This is a genomic window from Salinimicrobium oceani (assembly GCF_012037645.1).
On record NZ_JAAVJR010000005.1, the window covers coordinates 130,227 to 149,289 of the forward strand.

General features: G+C 42.2%; 17 protein-coding genes and 1 tRNA gene. 8 read left to right on the forward strand and 10 right to left on the reverse strand.

Annotated elements, in window-relative coordinates; genetic code table 11:
- Positions 1 to 47: 47 nt before the first annotated feature.
- Complete coding sequence (locus HC175_RS10195) at positions 48 to 1,097, reverse strand: glutathione synthetase (protein WP_168138396.1); 1,050 nt, start codon at positions 1,095 to 1,097, stop codon at positions 48 to 50.
- Positions 1,094 to 2,974, reverse strand: coding sequence for a peptidase MATCAP family protein (locus tag HC175_RS10200; RefSeq protein ID WP_235942581.1), 1,881 nt, complete (start codon positions 2,972 to 2,974; stop codon positions 1,094 to 1,096). Before HC175_RS10200 ends, HC175_RS10195 begins: the two co-directional genes overlap by 4 nt.
- A 321-nt stretch (positions 2,975 to 3,295) precedes the next feature.
- Here HC175_RS10200 and HC175_RS10205 point away from each other — a divergent pair.
- Positions 3,296 to 3,369, forward strand: a tRNA-Arg gene (locus tag HC175_RS10205).
- Between the two features lie 385 nt (positions 3,370 to 3,754).
- Here the strand turns inward: HC175_RS10205 and HC175_RS10210 are convergent.
- On the reverse strand, positions 3,755 to 3,937 hold the full coding sequence (locus HC175_RS10210) for a hypothetical protein (protein WP_168138398.1): 183 nt from the start codon (positions 3,935 to 3,937) through the stop codon (positions 3,755 to 3,757).
- 300 nt (positions 3,938 to 4,237) lie between these two features.
- Here HC175_RS10210 and HC175_RS10215 point away from each other — a divergent pair, with 300 nt between their 5' ends.
- The 6 genes from HC175_RS10215 to arsB all read left to right on the forward strand — a co-directional run bounded on the left by HC175_RS10215 (position 4,238) and on the right by arsB (position 12,405).
- Positions 4,238 to 5,422 (forward strand): TolC family protein, encoded by a 1,185-nt coding sequence (locus HC175_RS10215; RefSeq protein ID WP_168138399.1) that lies wholly within the window; start codon positions 4,238 to 4,240, stop codon positions 5,420 to 5,422.
- A 16-nt stretch (positions 5,423 to 5,438) separates the two neighbouring features.
- Positions 5,439 to 5,702, forward strand: a complete 264-nt coding sequence (locus HC175_RS10220; RefSeq protein WP_168138400.1) for a hypothetical protein — start codon at positions 5,439 to 5,441, stop codon at positions 5,700 to 5,702.
- A gap of 15 nt (positions 5,703 to 5,717) precedes the next feature.
- Entirely contained in the window at positions 5,718 to 7,220 is a 1,503-nt protein-coding gene (locus tag HC175_RS10225) for an efflux RND transporter periplasmic adaptor subunit (protein WP_168138401.1), read from the forward strand.
- Between the two features lie 18 nt (positions 7,221 to 7,238).
- Complete coding sequence (locus tag HC175_RS10230; protein WP_168138402.1) at positions 7,239 to 10,319, forward strand: efflux RND transporter permease subunit; 3,081 nt, start codon at positions 7,239 to 7,241, stop codon at positions 10,317 to 10,319.
- A gap of 247 nt (positions 10,320 to 10,566) precedes the next feature.
- The gene (locus tag HC175_RS10235; protein ID WP_168138403.1) at positions 10,567 to 11,340 is read left to right on the forward strand and encodes a metallophosphoesterase family protein; all 774 of its coding nucleotides are present in this window, start codon (positions 10,567 to 10,569) and stop codon (positions 11,338 to 11,340) included.
- Positions 11,341 to 11,346: 6 nt separating this feature from the next.
- Positions 11,347 to 12,405, forward strand: coding sequence for an ACR3 family arsenite efflux transporter (gene arsB, locus HC175_RS10240; RefSeq protein WP_168138404.1), 1,059 nt, complete (start codon positions 11,347 to 11,349; stop codon positions 12,403 to 12,405).
- Between the two features lie 98 nt (positions 12,406 to 12,503).
- Here the strand turns inward: arsB and HC175_RS24205 are convergent, their stop codons facing one another.
- The 7 genes from HC175_RS24205 to HC175_RS10275 form a co-directional block, all read right to left on the reverse strand.
- Positions 12,504 to 12,779 (reverse strand): GDCCVxC domain-containing (seleno)protein, encoded by a 276-nt coding sequence (locus HC175_RS24205; RefSeq protein ID WP_438865930.1) that lies wholly within the window; start codon positions 12,777 to 12,779, stop codon positions 12,504 to 12,506.
- Positions 12,736 to 14,082, reverse strand: coding sequence for a dihydrolipoyl dehydrogenase family protein (locus tag HC175_RS10250; protein WP_168138592.1), 1,347 nt, complete (start codon positions 14,080 to 14,082; stop codon positions 12,736 to 12,738). Before HC175_RS10250 ends, HC175_RS24205 begins: the two co-directional genes overlap by 44 nt.
- Positions 14,082 to 14,675: a mercuric transport protein MerTP gene (merTP, locus tag HC175_RS10255; protein ID WP_168138406.1), complete on the reverse strand. Its 594-nt coding sequence runs from the start codon at positions 14,673 to 14,675 to the stop codon at positions 14,082 to 14,084. Before merTP ends, HC175_RS10250 begins: the two co-directional genes overlap by 1 nt.
- Positions 14,672 to 15,040, reverse strand: coding sequence for an ArsR/SmtB family transcription factor (locus HC175_RS10260; protein ID WP_168138407.1), 369 nt, complete (start codon positions 15,038 to 15,040; stop codon positions 14,672 to 14,674). Before HC175_RS10260 ends, merTP begins: the two co-directional genes overlap by 4 nt.
- A 147-nt stretch (positions 15,041 to 15,187) precedes the next feature.
- The gene (locus HC175_RS10265; protein WP_209309966.1) at positions 15,188 to 15,973 is read right to left on the reverse strand and encodes a DsbA family protein; all 786 of its coding nucleotides are present in this window, start codon (positions 15,971 to 15,973) and stop codon (positions 15,188 to 15,190) included.
- Positions 15,958 to 16,890, reverse strand: a complete 933-nt coding sequence (locus HC175_RS10270) for a manganese catalase family protein (RefSeq protein WP_168138409.1) — start codon at positions 16,888 to 16,890, stop codon at positions 15,958 to 15,960. Before HC175_RS10270 ends, HC175_RS10265 begins: the two co-directional genes overlap by 16 nt.
- A 236-nt stretch (positions 16,891 to 17,126) precedes the next feature.
- The gene (locus HC175_RS10275) at positions 17,127 to 17,942 is read right to left on the reverse strand and encodes a universal stress protein (protein WP_168138410.1); all 816 of its coding nucleotides are present in this window, start codon (positions 17,940 to 17,942) and stop codon (positions 17,127 to 17,129) included.
- A gap of 291 nt (positions 17,943 to 18,233) precedes the next feature.
- Between HC175_RS10275 and HC175_RS10280 the strand changes: the two genes are divergently transcribed.
- Positions 18,234 to 19,052, forward strand: a complete 819-nt coding sequence (locus HC175_RS10280; RefSeq protein ID WP_168138411.1) for an HAD family hydrolase — start codon at positions 18,234 to 18,236, stop codon at positions 19,050 to 19,052.
- Positions 19,053 to 19,063 lie beyond the last annotated feature (11 nt).

The window sequence follows — 19,063 nt, forward strand, 5'->3', positions numbered from 1 at the left end:
TAAGTTTTATGGGAACCTTCCCGGTTGTAAATTTTATCTATTTCGCGCTATACCATTGTGGCAAGTTCGCGGTTGGAGATACGGTCTCCGTAATTTTTTTTGTATTCTAATTTTCTCTCAATTGACTCCATAATGACATCGGCGAAATTGTCTACACCAATTTTATAAAGTCCGTCCAAACCTCCTGGGCTCAAGACATTGATCTCGATCAACTTGTTTTTGACCACATCGAGACCTACAAAGAAAAGTCCGTCCCGTATGAGCTTCGGACTAATTATTTCGGCAATTTTCTTTATATCTTCGGTAAGTTCATAGGCTTCAGGCGTACCGCCCTGGGAAATATTACTGCGAAATTCCCCTTTTCCGGTAACTCGTTTTATAATGCCGTATTTTCCATTTTTCTCCAGGATCTTTCCGTTAAGCATGAGCACACGTACATCACCCTCCTTAGCAGCTGGTAAATATTGTTGGGCGATGATATATCCTTTCTTAGATAGGTTTTCGATGATCTGATTCAGGTTCTTCTCATTTTTGTCAATAAGATAAACTCCGCGCCCTCCTGAACCTTCCAAAGGTTTAAGGATCATTTTCTTATTGTGCGCCTCAAAGAATTCAAGGATCTCCTCTTTGTCTCTCGTAATAAGGGATGCTGGCTTGATCGAAGCAGGCAACTCCTCAAAATAAAGCTTGTCAATAAAGGCATAGGAGAGGGCATAGGCATCATTCAGGACAAGGACTCCGTCCTGCTGGATCATTCGTCCAAAAGCGACGCCAGACTGCTCGGCCCATTGCCTGTCTGTTCCTTCTTCGGTTGGATTATTTCGGATAAAGAGCACGTCCAGGTCTTTGCTATTGATCTTTTTTCTCTTTGCCTTTTCACTTTGAAGGATTTCCAGGTTTTCTTCAGGAGTTTCGGGTTTCGCACTTTTTGGAAGAGATCTGGTAATTAAACTCAGTTCTTTGTTTTGTGTAAAACTGAAATCACCAACCCCCATAATAAAAACCTGATGACCTCTTTTAAAGGCTTCGTGCATTATGTAAACGGTCGTACCGGCGCCTTCAGTTTCAACACTGTTGACAACAAAACATATTTTCATGCGGTGATCAATTGTGAAAGGGAAATTCCTTTTCTGATTAAGTTGATTTTTTCTTTAGTTTCTTCTGTATTTAAATAGCGTGGAATAAGATTATTCGCCTTTAAAACCCTTCTTTCCTCTAGTTCCTTAATGATTTGCAGGTGTTCCAGAGCAAACTTGCCTGTAAGCAGGGGAGAGATCTCACCTCCATCTTCCAGGTGTTTTTTTAGCTGCAGTAATCCTTTCAGGTACGAAATATCCTTTGTAAAACCTCCGCCCTGCATTATTCGGGAGGTGATATTAAAAGATCTTTGGGCGCTAAAACCATAATCCTCTTCCAGAAGCCTGAAAATTTCCTGAAATTCTGCCCCGTGCATTCTAGCTGAAGCTGCAACTACTCTTCCAGCCAGGGTTCTCATTCTGTTAGAGGTAAGCCCTCCTACCAGGTATTCAGACAAAACAGCTAGCCCCTCCTGGAGCGTATCATAATCTGTAAGGCCAATGGAAAGTAACTTCAAGGGCTGCTGTTTTCCATTATAAAAAGTGAGAACGTGTGTGCCAATCTCATGCTGGATCAAGGCGCGGGTCTCATTCCCGTTGAGCTTGTAGTCACTGGGCAAATAGAGTTCCCCTTGAGAAACCATTAAGATATTCACATCATCTCTTACATGCACTTTACTTGAAAAATTCCTGTCCTGTTCCCTGAAATATTCGAATTCCTGGTGTGCAAGAGCTTTAAAATCTTCAGCTCGCATGATGCTTTCAAATTCCTGCACCTCCTTTTCGGGTACTTCTTTCAGTATATTTTCGGCCTCTCGCTGCAGGTCTCTCGGAATCTTGCCGTAGAGCATCATACTGTTATAAAAAAAACTGTCGGAGCCTCGATCTGTGAGCATACTTATTTGCAGATCGAGTTCTTCTCTTTTTTCACGGAAGATGTAAGATAGGGCAGGGTCGTCTATCTCCTCCATCTTCAGGTTATACAGTTTTCGCTTAAGCACATCGGGGTCAAATGGTAATAAGCGATAATGATAATTGAGCACCTTTTCATAATTGCTTTCAAAGAAAGTATCTTTTATCTGCCGAATGTTCGCGGGAGACACGAGCCAGAGGAATTGGTAGGAAGTTTCTATTTCTGCAAGCGTCCTGTCAATTTCAAGCACTTTTTTCTGAAGTCTTTTCTGGCCCAGAGCCCTGTAACTTTTCACGCCACTCGACGTCTGGATCCTTATAAATTGGAAAATAGCCTTATGCAGGGCTTTTACGAAATCATCTTTGAACCTTCGGAAGAAAACCGGGTAATCGCGTCCTTCTTCACTCCGGTAGACTGGTGGAACTTCTAGCCCCAGAAGCAAACATCCCGCTTCCTTTAACTGCTGCACTGTCAAAAGTGGCTTTTTTCCTTCGGGTTGTCTTTCGGTGGTATCTTCAATGATGGTAGAATTAAGGTTAAGAGCCCTATATCCAGAGTGGATAGTGTCAAGTTCTTCCTTAAAAACTTTTAGGGTTGTAGATAATTTATCTGCAGGACCCTTAATGCAGAATCCGGAACTTGCCTGGTCACCTGTAAAAACTTCAATGATCAGGAAGGATTTGAATTTGGCCGCCATGGCGTCGCTAAGGCTGAACATGAGCCGTTGATACCCCTCATAATTTTTGTTTCCAATTATAAGAAAGGAGGCTTCGCTTAAGATAAGCCTCACAGTAGACCTGTCTTTGATTTCTTCCTGATCTTCATTGGGATTTCGATAGACCACCAGATAAGGAAGCTCATCGCTCATATGGAGATACCCACCTCCGGGAAGATGTTTTTCTATTTCACATTCTTCCTGTAGTTCTTCAATAATTTCTGCAATGGAGTCCTCACCAAGGGGGGGATAATTTTTAGATGTGCTCAATTCCATAAAATTTGTTGATTTTCTCTGGGAAGAGATTGCAAAGGAATTCGCCGGGAATCCCATGAAAAAATGCTCAATTGTAAATTTAACAGATTCGTGCATCTTCAAAGAATGGCGAGAGGTCTATTAGCTGAAGTTTAGGAAACATTTAATAGTACGTTTGGATATGCTACTGCACGGAAGGGATCAACAGCTTTAGAGAAATGAAAATATGTTATAGGCTAACCTATTGTTGTGGTTATACTTAGATTTTACCGGTTAAGAAATTTATTTTTTTACTTGTTGTTCTTAAAAACCTCATTATATTTGCACCGCTTTAAAGGTCGCGTAGCTCAGTTGGATAGAGCATCTGCCTTCTAAGCAGACGGTCACAGGTTCGAATCCTGTCGCGATCACATCAAGTACAAAACCACGTCCCGAAGGGCGTGGTTTTTTTGTTTCTCGGAAATCTGAAGCGAAGCATTATAGGTTGAAGTGGAACAAAATTAACTACGGCGTAAGCCGTGGTTTTGTATTTGCAGGAGTGCATCTACCAGGGAGATCCAATCCTCTCGCGATCATGAAAGCTCCTCATTTTAAGGATTTTTGTGCTTTCTGAAGTACCTGGAATCAGAGGCTTTTTAAATAATAAAATTTCCACTTCTTAAATTTTCAATGAGAAATATTAATATCAATATTTAAAAGACCTAATCTTCTTACTCAGCTAAAGAGTTTCTACATTATTCCTATCTTTGAAAAGTGCAGGTAAAACCTCAAATAAAGGCATCTTTTCTTCTGGGATTATTTTCTCTGTTGCTCCTGCACCAGATTGTACCTCATAGCCATCACGATCATCAGGAAAAAAGTGAGCACCTTTTTTCTGAAAATTCTCATGATCACATTCATGAACATAGGCATGAGCATAAGCATGAAAGGAAATCTCGAAATTCTAAAGATCTTCTTTCGATCCTTATGGCTATGCATTCACATGGTGGAAGTTCTTCAGAAGTCCCGGTTGTAGAAAATTCCATACAGCATGTCTATCTGAAAAAGGTAAAAACTGAGACAAATTCTCTTCAACATTATTTGCCAAAAAATGCTTTTTTCACGAGTGTTACTGCCGAGGTCATTCAAAATTACCAACCGCCTCCAAACTACTTCGATCCATATTTATCCTTCCTTTCTCTGCGGGGGCCTCCGCAATTAATTTGATCAAAAAGCCCGACTTTGCTGTAAAACAGCAGGTCGCCACTATTTTTATTGATTAAATTAAAATCAGAAATTATGTACAGATATATAGTTTCCGCTTTCTGCGTATTCTTTATCTCTATTAGTTCATTTTCGCAGGATCTCAGTATGAATGAAGTCCTAATGGAGATAGGCCAGAATAACGGGCAACTCAAGGCGTACCAGTCGTTTATTCGCAGTCAGAACCTTGGAAATAAAACGGAAAATAATCTGCCAGATCCTCAGGCTTCAGCATACTTTTTACCCTTTGGGGAGCATGAGACAGAAGATTATTATGAATACCAGATATCTCAGCGCCTTGAATTCCCAACCGTTTACGCCGCCCGCAGCAAACGAATTGACAAACAAAAGAAGCTACTCGAACTGGAGTACAACGCCATGCGCCAGGAAGTTCTTCTGCAGGCCAAAAATGAGCTTTTAGAGCTTCAATTTTTGCAGCAGCGAGAAGAGCTGGAGCAACAGCGCTTGGAACAGGCACAACAGGTGTATAAACAGATCCAGCGATTATTCGATGCAGAACAAATCGGAATCCTGGAGCTGAATAAGGCCAAAATTGCCTGGCTGCAGCAACAATTTGAATTGGACCAAGTAGAGATCCAAACAAAAAACACTTTAATGGAACTTCAGAAACTGAATGGAGGAAACCCGGTTCAGGGAGGTGAAATCATGTTCATTGAAGAAGCTGAAGTTGCCGAAATGCAGGTGCTTTGGAATGAAAAACTTTCCGCAGATGCCGAAGTCCAAATGTTGACTGCTCTGGAGTCGGTGGCGGAACAACAGGTGAAACTGGAAAAAAATAAGATTTTACCAGACCTTACCCTTGGATATAACTATCAGGGAGTGAACTCCAGTAGTTACTCTGGATTTCTGGGTGGACTTTCCATTCCGCTCTGGAATAGTAAGAATAAGGTGAGAGCTGCCAAAGCTCAGCTGGAATATGTTCAGGCTGATGCCGAAGCCGAGACTGCCCAGTTCTATAACCGATTTCAGGAAAATTACTTGCAATACCAGTTAATAAAGCAGAAATACGAGGAATACCAGGATACTTTTAAAGATCTTAATTCCGAAGAACTTCTACTTAAAGCCTATGAGTTGGGAGAATTTTCCTTTCTGGATTATTACCGGGAAGTGGAATTTTACCGGCAGGCTTATAACAACATGCTGGAAATGCAAAAAGAGCTTTTTCAGCTAAAAGCAGAACTTTTAAAACATCAATTATAATTTAAAATTAAACATTATGAAATTCAGGAATTTATTTTTCGCAGCAATATTAGTATTTGGTTTTTCAGCTTGTAGAGATACAGCTAGGGAAGATCACGGGCACGAACATGAAGAGGGAGTCGAAGCTCACGCCCATGAGGAAGAAGAGCATGGTCATCCACATGATGAAGATGGCGGGCATATGCAGGAAGAGTTCACAGTAGGTGAGGATTCGCTGGATATCCAGGAGGAATCTGGCCATCATACTCATGATGACGGAACAGAGCACGAAGCTCACTAAAATTATAATTTAGATATGAAATACATTTTTATAGCCTGCATCTCGCTTTTTCTTTATTCCTGCGGAAACAACCCGGAAGAAGACCACGCGCACGATGCCGAAGGAAACCATGTTGCCGGTGACGTTCCGGCGATAAGCAAAACCGTGTGGACAGACCAGACGGAGCTTTTCGTAGAATATCCGGCTATGGTGGAGGGAAAGATCAGCAAGTTTGCTGCCCATTTCACCTCGTTGGACAAACATCAACCGATTCGTGAAGGATCGGTGACCGTAAGTCTTGTAAAAGGTAATAGCGGTATTCGCAATATTGCAGAAGCACCTTCTTCTCCCGGAATTTTTTCTCCGGCCTTACAGCCAAAGGAAGCGGGAATTTACAACCTGGTATTTGACCTAAAAACTCCAGAATATTCAGACAGGATCGTGATCGAAAATGTACGGGTCTATGAATCGGTTGCTGAAGCTTCAGAAAACGTTGAGGCAGCAGAAGAAGCCGGAATAAGCTTTTTGAAAGAACAAGCCTGGAAGATCGATTTCCAGACAGCCCCTGTAAGTAAGGGAGAAGTATATGACATTGTTCATACTTCCGGAGTATGGCAGGCGGCGCCTGGGACTTTTAAAACTATTGCAGCCGGGGCTAATGGAATGGTAAATTTCGTTTCAGAAAATCTGACGGAAGGTAGCCAGGTCAAGAAAGGTCAGCTGCTATTGACTTTGAGCAGTGAAGGGCTTTCTTCCAACAATATGCAGGCAGAGATCGCACAAGCCAAGGCCAGATATGATCAGGCGAAAGCGGAATATGAGCGAAAAAAGGAACTTTATGAAGATAGAATAGTTCCAAGATCGGAATTCGAAAAGGTGGAAAGCGATTTTCGGGTAGCCGAAGCGAATTACCGTGCGCTGGCCTCCAATTATGGAGCAGGGGGGAAGCAGATCCGCGCCCCTTTTGACGGGTTTATTAAATCCATCAACACCTCAAACGGCGACTATGTAGAACAAGGTGCAAATCTTATTGCAATTGGAACCGATAGATCCCGACTCCTGAAAACCCAGTTAAGTGCAACCTATAATCCAAGTAAGGAAACCATCGCCAATGTCTGGTATCGGAATGATGTGGGAGACTGGAAAAGTGCATTGGATTCAGGTGGAACTATTGTATCTGTGGGCAAGGAGGTGCAGGATGGAAAGCCAATGATCCCGGTCTATGTCAAAGTAAATTACCTAGTTGAAATGCCCGAAGGAAGTTTTACCGAAGTACAGATCGCCCTTGGCCAGGCTGAAACCGGAATCGTGGTGCCAGAAGCTGCCCTTCTTGAAGATTACGGAAGTTATTCTGTGATCGTGCAAACGGGAGGTGAAAGTTTCGAAAGAAGACCTGTAAGGATCGGGAAGCGAAACGGAAAATCTGCACAGGTATTGAGCGGACTCCAAGAGGGGGATGTGGTGGTTACAACCGGGAATTACCAGGTAAAGATGGCTTCAATGTCAGGTCAAACTCCCGGTCACGGACACGAACATTAATCCTGAAACAGAAATTAGATGTTAAACAAAATATTATCAATTTCGCTTTACAACCGGCTTCTTGTTCTTCTGGCAGCGGTAGTATTGAGTGTCATGGGCTTTTACTATGCACGTACTATGAACGTGGATGTCTTTCCCGACCTTACTGCGCCCACAGTGACCATACTTACCGAAGCTCATGGTATGGAATCGGAAGAGGTGGAAAAGCTGGTAACCTACCAATTGGAAACCGCAATGAACGGTTCCCCTAATGTAAGAAGGATACGTTCTTCTTCAGCCGCGGGAATATCTATCGTTTGGGTTGAATTCGACTGGGGCACCGACATTTACAAGGCAAGACAGATCGTAAGTGAACGTATCCCGATGGTTCGGGAAAATCTTCCTGGAGGAGTAGGCGCGCCTACTATGGCACCTATTTCTTCTATTATGGGAGAGGTAATGCTTCTGGGAGTGACTTCAGACAGTCTTAGCCCAATGGAACTTCGCACTCTATCTGACTGGCAGATCAGGCCGCGAATCAAGGCGATTGGTGGAATCGCCAACGTGGTGGTGATTGGCGGAGATTACAAACAATACCAGGTTTTTGCCGATCCTGCAAAAATGAAGTACTACGACGTTAGCCTTGCCGAACTGACTGAAAAAGTGCAGGAGGCAAATATGAATGCACCGGGCGGTTTTCTGAATCAGTATGGAAATCAATATATCATCAAGGGTAGCGGTAGGGCATACGCCGTAGAAGACCTGGAGCAAGCTGTAGTCAAACAGGTAAACGGGCAGAGCATTAAGATAAAGGATGTTGCTGAAGTACAGATAGGTGCTGCCGACAAGATCGGGGATGGTTCCCTCAACGCGAACCCTGCAGTTATCCTGACGATTTCAAAGCAGCCCGATGTGAATACGCTGGAGCTTACCGAAAGATTGGATGAAGCCATCGCCGAACTGGAAACAAGTCTGCCACAAAGTGTGGAAATTAAAAGTAAGATCTTCCGTCAGGCCGATTTTATTGATGCTTCCATCAGCAATCTGAATATGACCCTGCTCGAAGGAGCCTTCTTTGTGGTCATTGTATTATTCATTTTCCTGATGAACTGGCGAACCACCTTTATTTCACTACTGGCTATTCCAATTTCCTTACTGGTGTCCATCATCATTTTAAAATGGCTGGGTTACACCATCAATACGATGAGTCTGGGAGGTATGGCCATTGCCATTGGTGCACTCGTAGATGACGCCATTATTGATGTGGAGAACGTATATAAACGCCTGCGGGAGAATGTTCGAAAACCGGAAGCGGAAAGACAATCTGTTATTACGGTGGTGAGGGATGCTTCGGTGGAAATTAGAAGTTCGATTATCATTGCTACGCTCATCATCATCGTATCATTTATTCCGCTGTTTTTCCTTGGCGGAATGGAAGGCAGATTGCTGAAGCCACTTGGAATCGCTTTTATTACTTCAGTTTTGACCTCATTGGTGGTTGCAGTTACCGTTACTCCGGTGCTATGTTCTTATCTTCTAAAAGAAGAAAAAATGCTGAAGAAGCAGGCCGAAGGAACCAAAGTTGAAAAATGGTTACAGCAGCGTTACGCCGCAACTCTCAACCGAGCCCTTAAGATCCCAAAAACCGTTATTGGAGTGACTGTGATCGCTTTTTTACTGAGTATCGCCCTTTTCACTCAATTAGGACGAAGTTTCCTGCCGGAATTTAATGAAGGTTCCCTGGTGATCAGCGTGGTTGGTCCTCCTGCAATGTCGCTGGAAGAAAGCAACAAGACCGGCAGGCAAGTAGAACAGCTGTTATTGGAAATGCCCGAAGTTAATGTGGTTACTCGAAGAACGGGAAGAGCAGAACTCGACGAACATGCCCAGGGAGTCAATGCAGCCGAGATCGATGTGCCTTTTACATTGGAAGATAAATCAAAGGAGGAATTTTTTGAGGAGGTCAGGGAAAAACTTAGTATGGTTCCCGGAGTGAATATCACTTTAGGTCAGCCAATCGCTCACCGTATTGACCATATGCTTTCGGGAACCCGGGCAAATATTGCGATCAAAATATTCGGACCCGATCTACAACAGCTTTATGAAATTGGAAAAAACGTGGAGCAAAGTATAAGCCCCATAAACGGACTTGCCGATGTTGCCGTAGATCAGCAGATCGAAGTGCCGCAGATCAAGATCACTCCAAAACGCCAGATCCTCTCTGCTTACGGAATGACTGTGGGCGAATTGATGGAGCAGGTGGATATTGCCTTTGCCGGTCACGAGGTAGGGGAGATCTACGAAGGACAGAAATATTTTGATCTGGTAGTGCGATATAAAGAGGATTTCAGAAACAGTATTGAGAATATCAAAACTGCTCTGGTAGGACTGCCTAACGGTTCACAGGTGCCATTAGAACAGCTTGCCACAGTTTCCTCGGTAAGCAGCCCCAATACCATAAGCAGGGAAGATGTACAGCGTAAGATCGTTGTCGCTGCTAACGTGCAGGGGCGGGATCTGAGAAGCGCGGTAGAAGAGATTAGGGAGACCGTCAATTCTTCCGTAAATATTCCCGAAGGCTACAGGGTTGAGTACGGCGGACAATTCGAAAGCGAATCCAGAGCCTCACAAATGCTCATGATCTCAGCTGTTTTGGCGATCCTCGTAATTTTTCTTTTACTGTATTTCGAATTCCAGAATGTCAAACTGGCTTTCATCGTTCTCATCAACCTGCCGCTGGCATTAATTGGTGGAATCCTGATCGTATACTTTACATCGGGAATAGTAAGTATTGCTTCGACAATCGGTTTCATCAGTCTCTTTGGGATCGCTACCCGAAATGGAATTTTACTGGTGTCGAGATTCGAAGATCTGCGAAAGGAAGGTCTTAGAGGTTTTGAATTAATTCAAACCGGGGCACTCGACAGGTTGAACCCTATCCTGATGACAGCCTTCACCACAGGTTTAGCGCTTATTCCATTAGCCTTAAAAGGAGGGGAACCGGGGAGTGAGATCCAAAGCCCTATGGCTGTAGTGATCCTTGGGGGATTGCTCTCGGCGACTTTATTGAATCTGGTTGTTATACCCTGTGTGTATGAACTGGTATCGGAAAAAGAATGAGTTTAATATTAACCGGACTTAGCTCAAAATATTAATTTTACCTCTTTCTTTTGAAGAAAAAATGAAGAGACTGTTTGAAAAGCCAATTAAGTCATGCTGAATTTATTGATTTAAGACATGCTTTTCAGACAGACTCTTCAATATCATGGTAAAAAGTAATGTGGACATTTATTTAGTGGGCTAAGATTGCTAATCAGTCAGCACACTTTTTTCTAAGGGCTGCTGCTCACCTAAAAATAAATTATTTATGAAAATCGCATTATTCAGTGACATTCATTCCAACCTTCCGGCTCTGGAAGCTTTTTTTGCTGATGTCGAAAAGCGGGAAATCGATGCCATTTATTGTCTGGGTGACCTCGTGGGATATAACATCTGGCCAAATGAAGTAACTGAGGAAATAAGAAAAAGAAAAGTACCTACCATCGCAGGAAACTACGATTTCGGAATTGGCAGGAACAGCGATGAATGTGGTTGCGCTTACAAAACTGAAGAAGAAAAAGCCAACGGGGCAGTTTCTATTTCCCTTACTAATGAATTGATTTCAGAAAAGAACCGGGCTTATCTCCGAACTCTTCCATCACATATAAGAATAGAATTTCAGCTGAAAGATGAGAAACTCAATCTCTTACTTGTCCATGGGAGTCCACGTAAGATCAACGAATATTTATTTGAGGACCGGGCAGAGAAAAGTCTGCTTCGCATCATGAAGGATGCAGATGCCGACATCATGTGTTTTGGTCATACCCATAAGCCATACCATCGCATCCTGAATTCCGGAGATGAAGAAAAAGGGCGATACAGGCACGCGATCAACCTGGGTTCTGTGGGAAAACCAAAGGACAGCGACCCCCGCGGCTGCTATGTGCTGTTGGAAATAGGTGAAAATGCTTCAGCCTTAAATAAGGAAAGTATCAAACCTCAGTTCATCAGATTTGAATATGATGTTGAAAAAGCAGCAAAAGCTGTCGAGAACAGCCGCCTGCCAAATACCTACGCAGAGAACTTAAGAAACGGATTTTAATTAGTTATGAGCACATTAAAGCAGAAAAAATTAAACTTCCTGGACAATTACCTCACTCTATGGATCTTCATTGCAATGGCTGTTGGAGTGGGAATTGGATTCTTTTTTCCTTCCTTTCCCGAAAGGCTGAACGAGATGAGCAGTGGCTCTACGAATATTCCTATTGCCATTGGACTTATTCTAATGATGTATCCGCCGCTTGCTAAGGTCAACTATGCATTGTTACCCAAAGTATTCAGAAATGTAAAGATCCTCTCTGTATCTCTACTTCTTAACTGGATCATTGGTCCTGTACTCATGTTTGCGCTGGCAATATTTTTTCTTCAGGACCATCCTGAGTATATGGTAGGTTTAATTCTTATTGGCCTGGCACGTTGTATAGCAATGGTACTGGTATGGAACGATCTGGCTGAAGGCAGTAGCGAGTATGGTGCGGGCCTGGTAGCTTTGAATAGTATTTTTCAGGTTTTTGCCTATAGTTTTTACGCCTGGATATTTATTACCGTTCTTCCTCCTTACTTCGGATTTGAAGGTGCCATTGTTGATATTTCCATTGGCACTATTGCTGAAAGTGTCGCCATTTACCTGGGTTTGCCGTTCTTTATGGGAATTATAACCCGCTGGATTGGGGTAAGAGCTAAAGGTGAAAAATGGTATTCAGAAACCTTCATTCCGGCTATCTCACCTCTTACGCTTATCGCGCTGTTATTCACTATTGTGGTAATGTTTTCACTAAAAGGAGAGATGATCGTAGAGATCCCAATGGATGTGGTGATCATCGCTATCCCACTGCTCATCTACTTTGCAGTGATGTTCCTTATTGGCTTCTTTGTGACGAAAATGACCGGTGCCGAATACGATAAAAATGCGGCGGTAGCTTTTACCGCTGCCGGCAATAACTTTGAACTTGCCATTGCCGTGGCCATCGCTGTCTTTGGTCTTAATTCAGGACAGGCTTTTGCCGGAGTAATTGGTCCGCTGGTAGAAGTACCCGCTTTAATCCTCCTGGTAAGAGTTGCTTTTTGGCTGCGGAAGAAATATTATCCAGAAGCAGTACCAGCATAGACTAATAACTGAGCTTAGATAGAGGAGAAGAAGTTGTTGCGCAGTAACACACTCAAAAAGGGAGAAGCAGCTTCAAGTAAATTACTGTTCTCCATAATTTATGTAGAAGTGGAGTTACAGCATGATTTTGATTCCTGAATTGGTGGACATGGTACAGAACCATAACTGCAAAACACGCAGCAATCACCTTCCAAAGGTTTCATAGCAACTCCACAGCTGGAGCATTCGTGAAAGTATTGACATGCATTTGTAGGCATTGTTTCCTCCTTGGACACATTGCAATTCGGGCAAGTAAGAATAGATTTTTTAATTGTCTCCATCTGGAATTCTTTATAACATTGATGTGATATCCGAACCCATTGTGGGATACGCATATATCATTTTCTTTAAATCTTGAACTGGTATCGATTTGTAAATAGCAAGAGAGAAAAAATTAATTGTTTCTTCAACTCCCGGACCAATTAAATGTGCACCTACTAAAGTTCCACTATCGGTGTTTATGATGGTCTTAAATGCATATTCGGAGGTATTTAGACGCTTTGCATTAAACCATTCCGGAACCGCTTTATTATTTACTCTTATATCCATCCCGTACTTCCTGGCTTCTTCTTCTGTTAATCCTACTGAAGCCATAGCCGGTAAGGTGAAGACCACAGATGGCATGGGTGGATATTCAGCCCTCCTGTTGTTTCCTTTTATAATATTGGAAGCAATAATATGACCTTCATAAACGGCTACCGGAGTTAACGGAAGTCCATTGCTGTCGGCAGCGTCTCCGGCAGCATATACGTTGGGATTTGAAGTGCTCTGTAAAAACTCATTGACCTCAATACCCCTTTTGTTTAAAGCAACAGATGCAGCCTTAAGATCCAGATCATTGATATGGGGCACTCTTCCTGCACTGTTAAAAACTGCTTCAGCCGCAAACTCTACTTCAGAACCATTTTTTTCACCAACAACAGTAAAACCTTTTGTTTCTTTTTTAATTCCGGTTACGTTTGTTTCAAGCACTAATTTTATGCCCAGCTTCTGTGTTGCTTCGGACAAATGATGAACTATATCCTTATCAAAATTTTCCAGAGGTCGTGGTCCCCGGTGTACTATGGTAACTTCGGCCCCACATCGCCTGGCGATATGTGCAAATTCAAAGGCAATATAACCGCCGCCTATAAAGATCATGGACTTTGGCAGCTCCTTCAGGTTGAGAAAATCTGTACTCGTCAAAGCGTAGTTACCGCCTTCAAAAGTTAGTGTACGTGATCTGGCTCCTGTGGCAATAACAACTTTATCTCCTTTTAAAACTTGCGATTCAATTTCAACTGAATCATTGCTTATAAAGCGAGCAGCACCGTGATAGGTGTCTATATCATTGTGTTTGTATCCTTTTTCGATTTTCCCGGGCATGGCATTTACGAATTCCTGCTTAAAAGCCATGACATCTTTCCAGTTTACTTCAGGAACAGTATCAATGCCTTTTCCGGCCAATCGTTGAGCGAAGTCTCTCACCTCGGTAGCACCAATAATTATTTTTTTAGGATCACATCCCCGAAGCGCACAGGTTCCGCCATAGGGTAGTTCATCTGTTACAGCAACTTTTAATCCTTTGGATGCACATTTGTTGGCAACTGTCATACCAGACATGCCCGAACCTATTACTATCACATCATATTGCTTCATCATCTTTCTATTTTTGTGACTTTATATCCTGTTCGTTCAATAGCCGTTTTTACTTCTTCAACGTTTGTGCGTGTACTATCGAATTCAACAACCGTAATACCTTCTTCGTAAGAAACTTTGCAGGTGACAATCCCGTTTAGCTTGTTAACTTCAGATTTTACATGACCCTCACAGCCTGTGCAGGTCATACCACTCACAGAAAATTCTAGCGTTTGAATATTTTTTTCCTGAACAAAAACCACTTCTTTTTCATCAGAAGGATAAAAAGCTTCAGCATAATAAGGAAAAGCCAGGCTCAGAATAACAAAAACAGTCACTCCAGTCAAGAATTTACGGGACTGGAAAAAGGAAGATCGGGAATTGCTTTCACAGCCGCAATCATCATCTGTAGACTTCAGGTTCAAATACCAGGCGAAACCCAAAGCAACTATTGAAACTGCTACAAGTGGCCATCTAAAAGGCTCCAGCCATGCAAAACCACCTGCCGTACTTCCTGTTCCTGCTATTACAGCAAGTAAGGGAGCTATACAACAAAGGGAACTGCCAATCCCAGTGAAAATTCCCACTCCAAGAAATCCGTTTTTTGTTCTCATATAGCTTCAGGTTGATGCTTTATTACCTTGAAAAAGGGAGCAAGGAGTTCCCGATGATCATTACGCAGTGAGTAAAAAATTGTCTGACCTTCTTTTTCCGATTTAACAAAGGCTCTATCCTTCAATTTGCGCAAGTGCTGAGAAACTGCCGGAATAGTCATATTCAGGATATCACTTAAATCACACACACATAATCTTTTCTCTGTTTGCAGGACATAAAGAATTTTTAACCGTACACTGTTACTCACCAGGGAGAGCTTATCTGTTAAGGCACTCACAACCTCTTCAGCTTCTGAAAGTTGCTCTTGACAACGTTTGATCTGGTCAAAATCAGCTTCTTTACGTATGCACTTGGTATTTTTCATTTCACAAAAGTAAAACATTATTTAAGCAATTACTTAAATAATATTTAGAAAAAATCTTTTAGGTGAGATAAAAACTGGCTTAAGCTGAAAATCTACCTTAGGAGGCATAAGGCGGAAAAAATCCCATTAAACTCTCGCAAGCTTCAATTAGCCTGAAATGCACAATTCTCCCGGTACATTCGTAATCTCTGACAGTTCTCTTTTTGTAAGGCTCTGCCAGCTGTTTTTGTAGTTCTCCTCATTGATAGGAATATCCAGATCAAGCTCCGGATCCAAAAGGGAAAAGGTTTTCTTTAACTCTTTAAAAGGCCTGTAGCCCGTAATTTGATAGGTTTTTCCCGAGTACGTGATTAAAAGGCTGGGGAAGCGGGTAATTCCCGAGGCTTTAGTTCTATCGAGATCTTTTTTAAATAGCTCACTCACCTTATCTCCAAAGAGATCATCCTTAAATTTGCCTTTTTTGAGGATCCCTTCTTTTTCCAATTCCCCAGCTATTATAAGAATAACGGCTACTTCTCCAATGTTCTTCTTTTGAATCATTACTGCTTCCCTGAGTTTGCGGAGCATAGCTTCCTCAGCAACTTTAGATTGCAAAGCAGCGGCTTTAACTGCCATACACGCTAAATAAGAAGTGTCTACAGGATCTGAGATCCAGATATTCTCCTCAATAGGCTGGCCCGACATATTTTTTGCCTGCATCCATAAGGGTCCTACCTGGGCAGGCCGGGCAATATCGTTCATTTGATCGTTAAAGGATTTCCAATCTCTTAGAAGACCGCCCATCACATAGGTGATCTCGAGGCGGTCTTTTAAAAGAAAACGCAGCTTTCGCAGTTGTGGCTCGAAGGCCCAGCTCCAGCAACAAAGAGGATCTGTAAAGTATTCAATTCTGTAATTTTCCATGGACATAGAAAAGATTAATATTTGCTCCATTGAGCCTCACCTGTAGGCATGGCTTTTTTAATTTCTTCAAATTTCTTTTTACTCAGTTCCTTATTCTTCTTTTCCACCTCTTTAGGGTCCCGGGAAAGTTTCTTGTCGTCATTTCCTTCAGTCATTCCTTTTGTTTTCCTCACGTGCTCAATTGGATCTGAAATGTACTCCCAGGTTTCACCCAGCTCCGGACTCTTTCCTTCATTCCAGGGCCCTCTCACATCTTCGCCATTAGAAAGGTTGAAATATTTATTACTATATTTTGGATCGCTTTGAAGTACTCCAGGTGGGAAATTAGGTTCTATGGTTTCCAGGGCAGCCTGGAACATCTGGAAGTGAGCAACTTCTCTGGTCATTAAAAACCTTAGTGTGTCCTTCACATAAGGGTCATCTGTATGCTGCATCAGGTATTCATAAACGATTTTAGCTCGGGATTCTGCAGCAATATTGGACCTGAGATCTACAGTAAGATCTCCGTTCGCGGTCACGTAGGCCGATGTCCATGGATTTCCATTACTATCAGATAAAGTAGGTCCACCTCCCGAAAGATTGAAGAATTGAGGATTCACCATAGCATTGTGAATAAAACCCTCTTTTGAAGCTTTTCCCTTTAGGAGAGCCATAATTTCAGATTCTTCAGCGGCATTTTTTAAATCTCCGTGAATGCCTTTCAGCAGCATTTGAATGGTGGCGCCAACAATTTCCAGGTGACTGAATTCTTCTGTTGCAATGTCCATGAGCAGATCATACTTGTCTGGATGGACCTGCTTGGCAGCAAACGCCTGTGTGAAATACTGAAGAGCAGCTTTTAGCTCTCCATTGGCACCGCCGAATTGTTCAAGAAGTAAAGTGGCAAAAGCAGGATCTGGTTTCGATACCCGCGCATTGAATTGTAGTTCTTTTACGTGGTAAAACATAATGTTTAGATTAGTGGTTAATAATTTTTCTTTTCCACTATTAAATTAGAATGTTTAATCTCTACGAGCGGTTAAAACTTTTCTAAAGTTCTGTTATTGTTTAACTTAGATTCCTGTTGGATGTAAATAGAAAAGCGCTTCACATTTTATGAAACGCTTTTCTACTAGTAATCCTTAAGGTAAGTCGGCAAAAACTTAGCATCCAAAAATGCCATTTTTGAGAAGTTTGTTTCGGCTTATGGCATTGCAGGGAAACTGAGAAGAGGAGAAGGACTACAGTATTGCATTTTTTTGATCATATCTCTGGTAAGACCTCTCTTTAGAAAATTGCTGTTCTTCCTGTCGGGCATTAGCACGATATCGGGTCGCTCTTTTCCAATTGCTTCTTTCAGAGTTTCAAAAACTTCAGAAGAGTAAAGCATTCTATAGCTGATATCTTCAAAAGAGATCTGCTCACAAACTTTCTCTTTAAACTTATCGAGATTTTCCAGGGCTTCAGTTTCTTGTTTGTGACTTATGTGAAGGACCTCGATTTTTGCTTTCAGTAGCTTTGCTAAAGGAATTAGTTCCTTCAAAAAGATTACGTCCTGATCATCATAAGTACTGGAAAAAAGGATTTTTTGAGGGTGTTTAAACTCAAAAACCGGTGGAACTGCCAAGACCGGAATGGAGGATCTTCCTATCATTTCCCCCGTGGTGGTACCAAGAATTCGATCTTTAAGCTTGCTTGCACCACAGGCTCCCATGATCACCATCCTCACATTAAGGTCCTTTGAGAATTTCAGAATCTCCTCGGCTACACCGTTGCCCGAAATTGCTGCAGGTGAGATCATGTGCGGATCATATTTTTCTCCCAGATGTTCCTGGCAAAAATCTATAAGTTCTTTTTGATGTTGCTTCAGTATTCCAGCATTCTTAACTCCGTTTGAGCCGGTGGTATAAACGTGAAGCGCTATAAGATCATCTCCAAGTGTTTTAGCTAGTCCTGCAGCCGACTGAAGTGCTGCAACCGAATTTTCCGAAAAATCTGTGGCGTATATAATCTTTTTCATGACATCATGATTTAGAGATCTAAAGGTAGTTCGCATAGCTCTCAAAAAGGATGATATTGATCAGTTTGACCAAAAAAAAAGCTGCCCTATTGGAGCAGCCTTTCATGTATAAAACAAGGACATTCTTAATTTGCTGTAGAAATAATTGCATCTGAAAACCTTTCCATTTCTTCCAGTTGCGGGCTTGCCTGTAGTAACAGGATACTTAAAACTGGATCTTTTCGAAAATTAACGTGAGTAATTACATCTTCCGAAGTCTTAATTTTAAATTTGCAGCCTTAGAAAATAGGAATGGATTATTCAAAGATCAAATTGATCATCAGTGATATGGATGGGACGCTGCTCAACAGCAGGCATGAGGTGAGTTCCAGGTTCTTCAAGGCTTTTCAACAGCTAAAACAAAATAATATCCAGTTTGCAGTGGCCAGTGGCAGGCAGTATTACAGTCTGCGAGAACGAATGGAGCCCGTGAAAGAGGAAATGATCTACATAGCCGAAAATGGGGCAATTGTGATCCAGGATGGAGAGGAACAGCATCTTGTGCCCATGAAGATGGAACTGGTGGAGCAGTTGATAAAGGAGGTAAGAGAGCTCGGGAATAAATATCTTATCCTTTGCGGCAGGAAACAGGCTTACATTGAAAATGATGCTCCCGAATTTATGGAGCCCTTCCTCAATCATTATGAAAAATATCTCTTGGTCGATGACCTCCTGGCAGTAAAGGATGATGTAATCCTCAAGGTAACGATCTGTGACCTGCAGGGAGCAGAGGAGAATTCACTACCACATGTGGAGCATTTCAAGAAGGAGCTACAGGTAAAGCTTTCAGGAGAGATTTGGATAGATTTTAATGATCTCGAAGCTCAAAAAGGAAATGCTCTTAAGGCACTTCAGAAAAAATTAGGAATAACTAAGGAGGAAACCATGGCATTTGGTGATTACCTGAATGACCTGGAGTTGTTTGAACATGCCGCAATTGGATTTGCAGTAGAGAACGCACATGCCGAAGTTAAACAGGCAGCTGAATATACCACGTCGAGCAATGACAATTTTGGGGTAGAAGTAATTCTTGAAGACCTCCTCAAGAAAAAGGTAACTGCTCAACTTTAGGTTTAAAATTA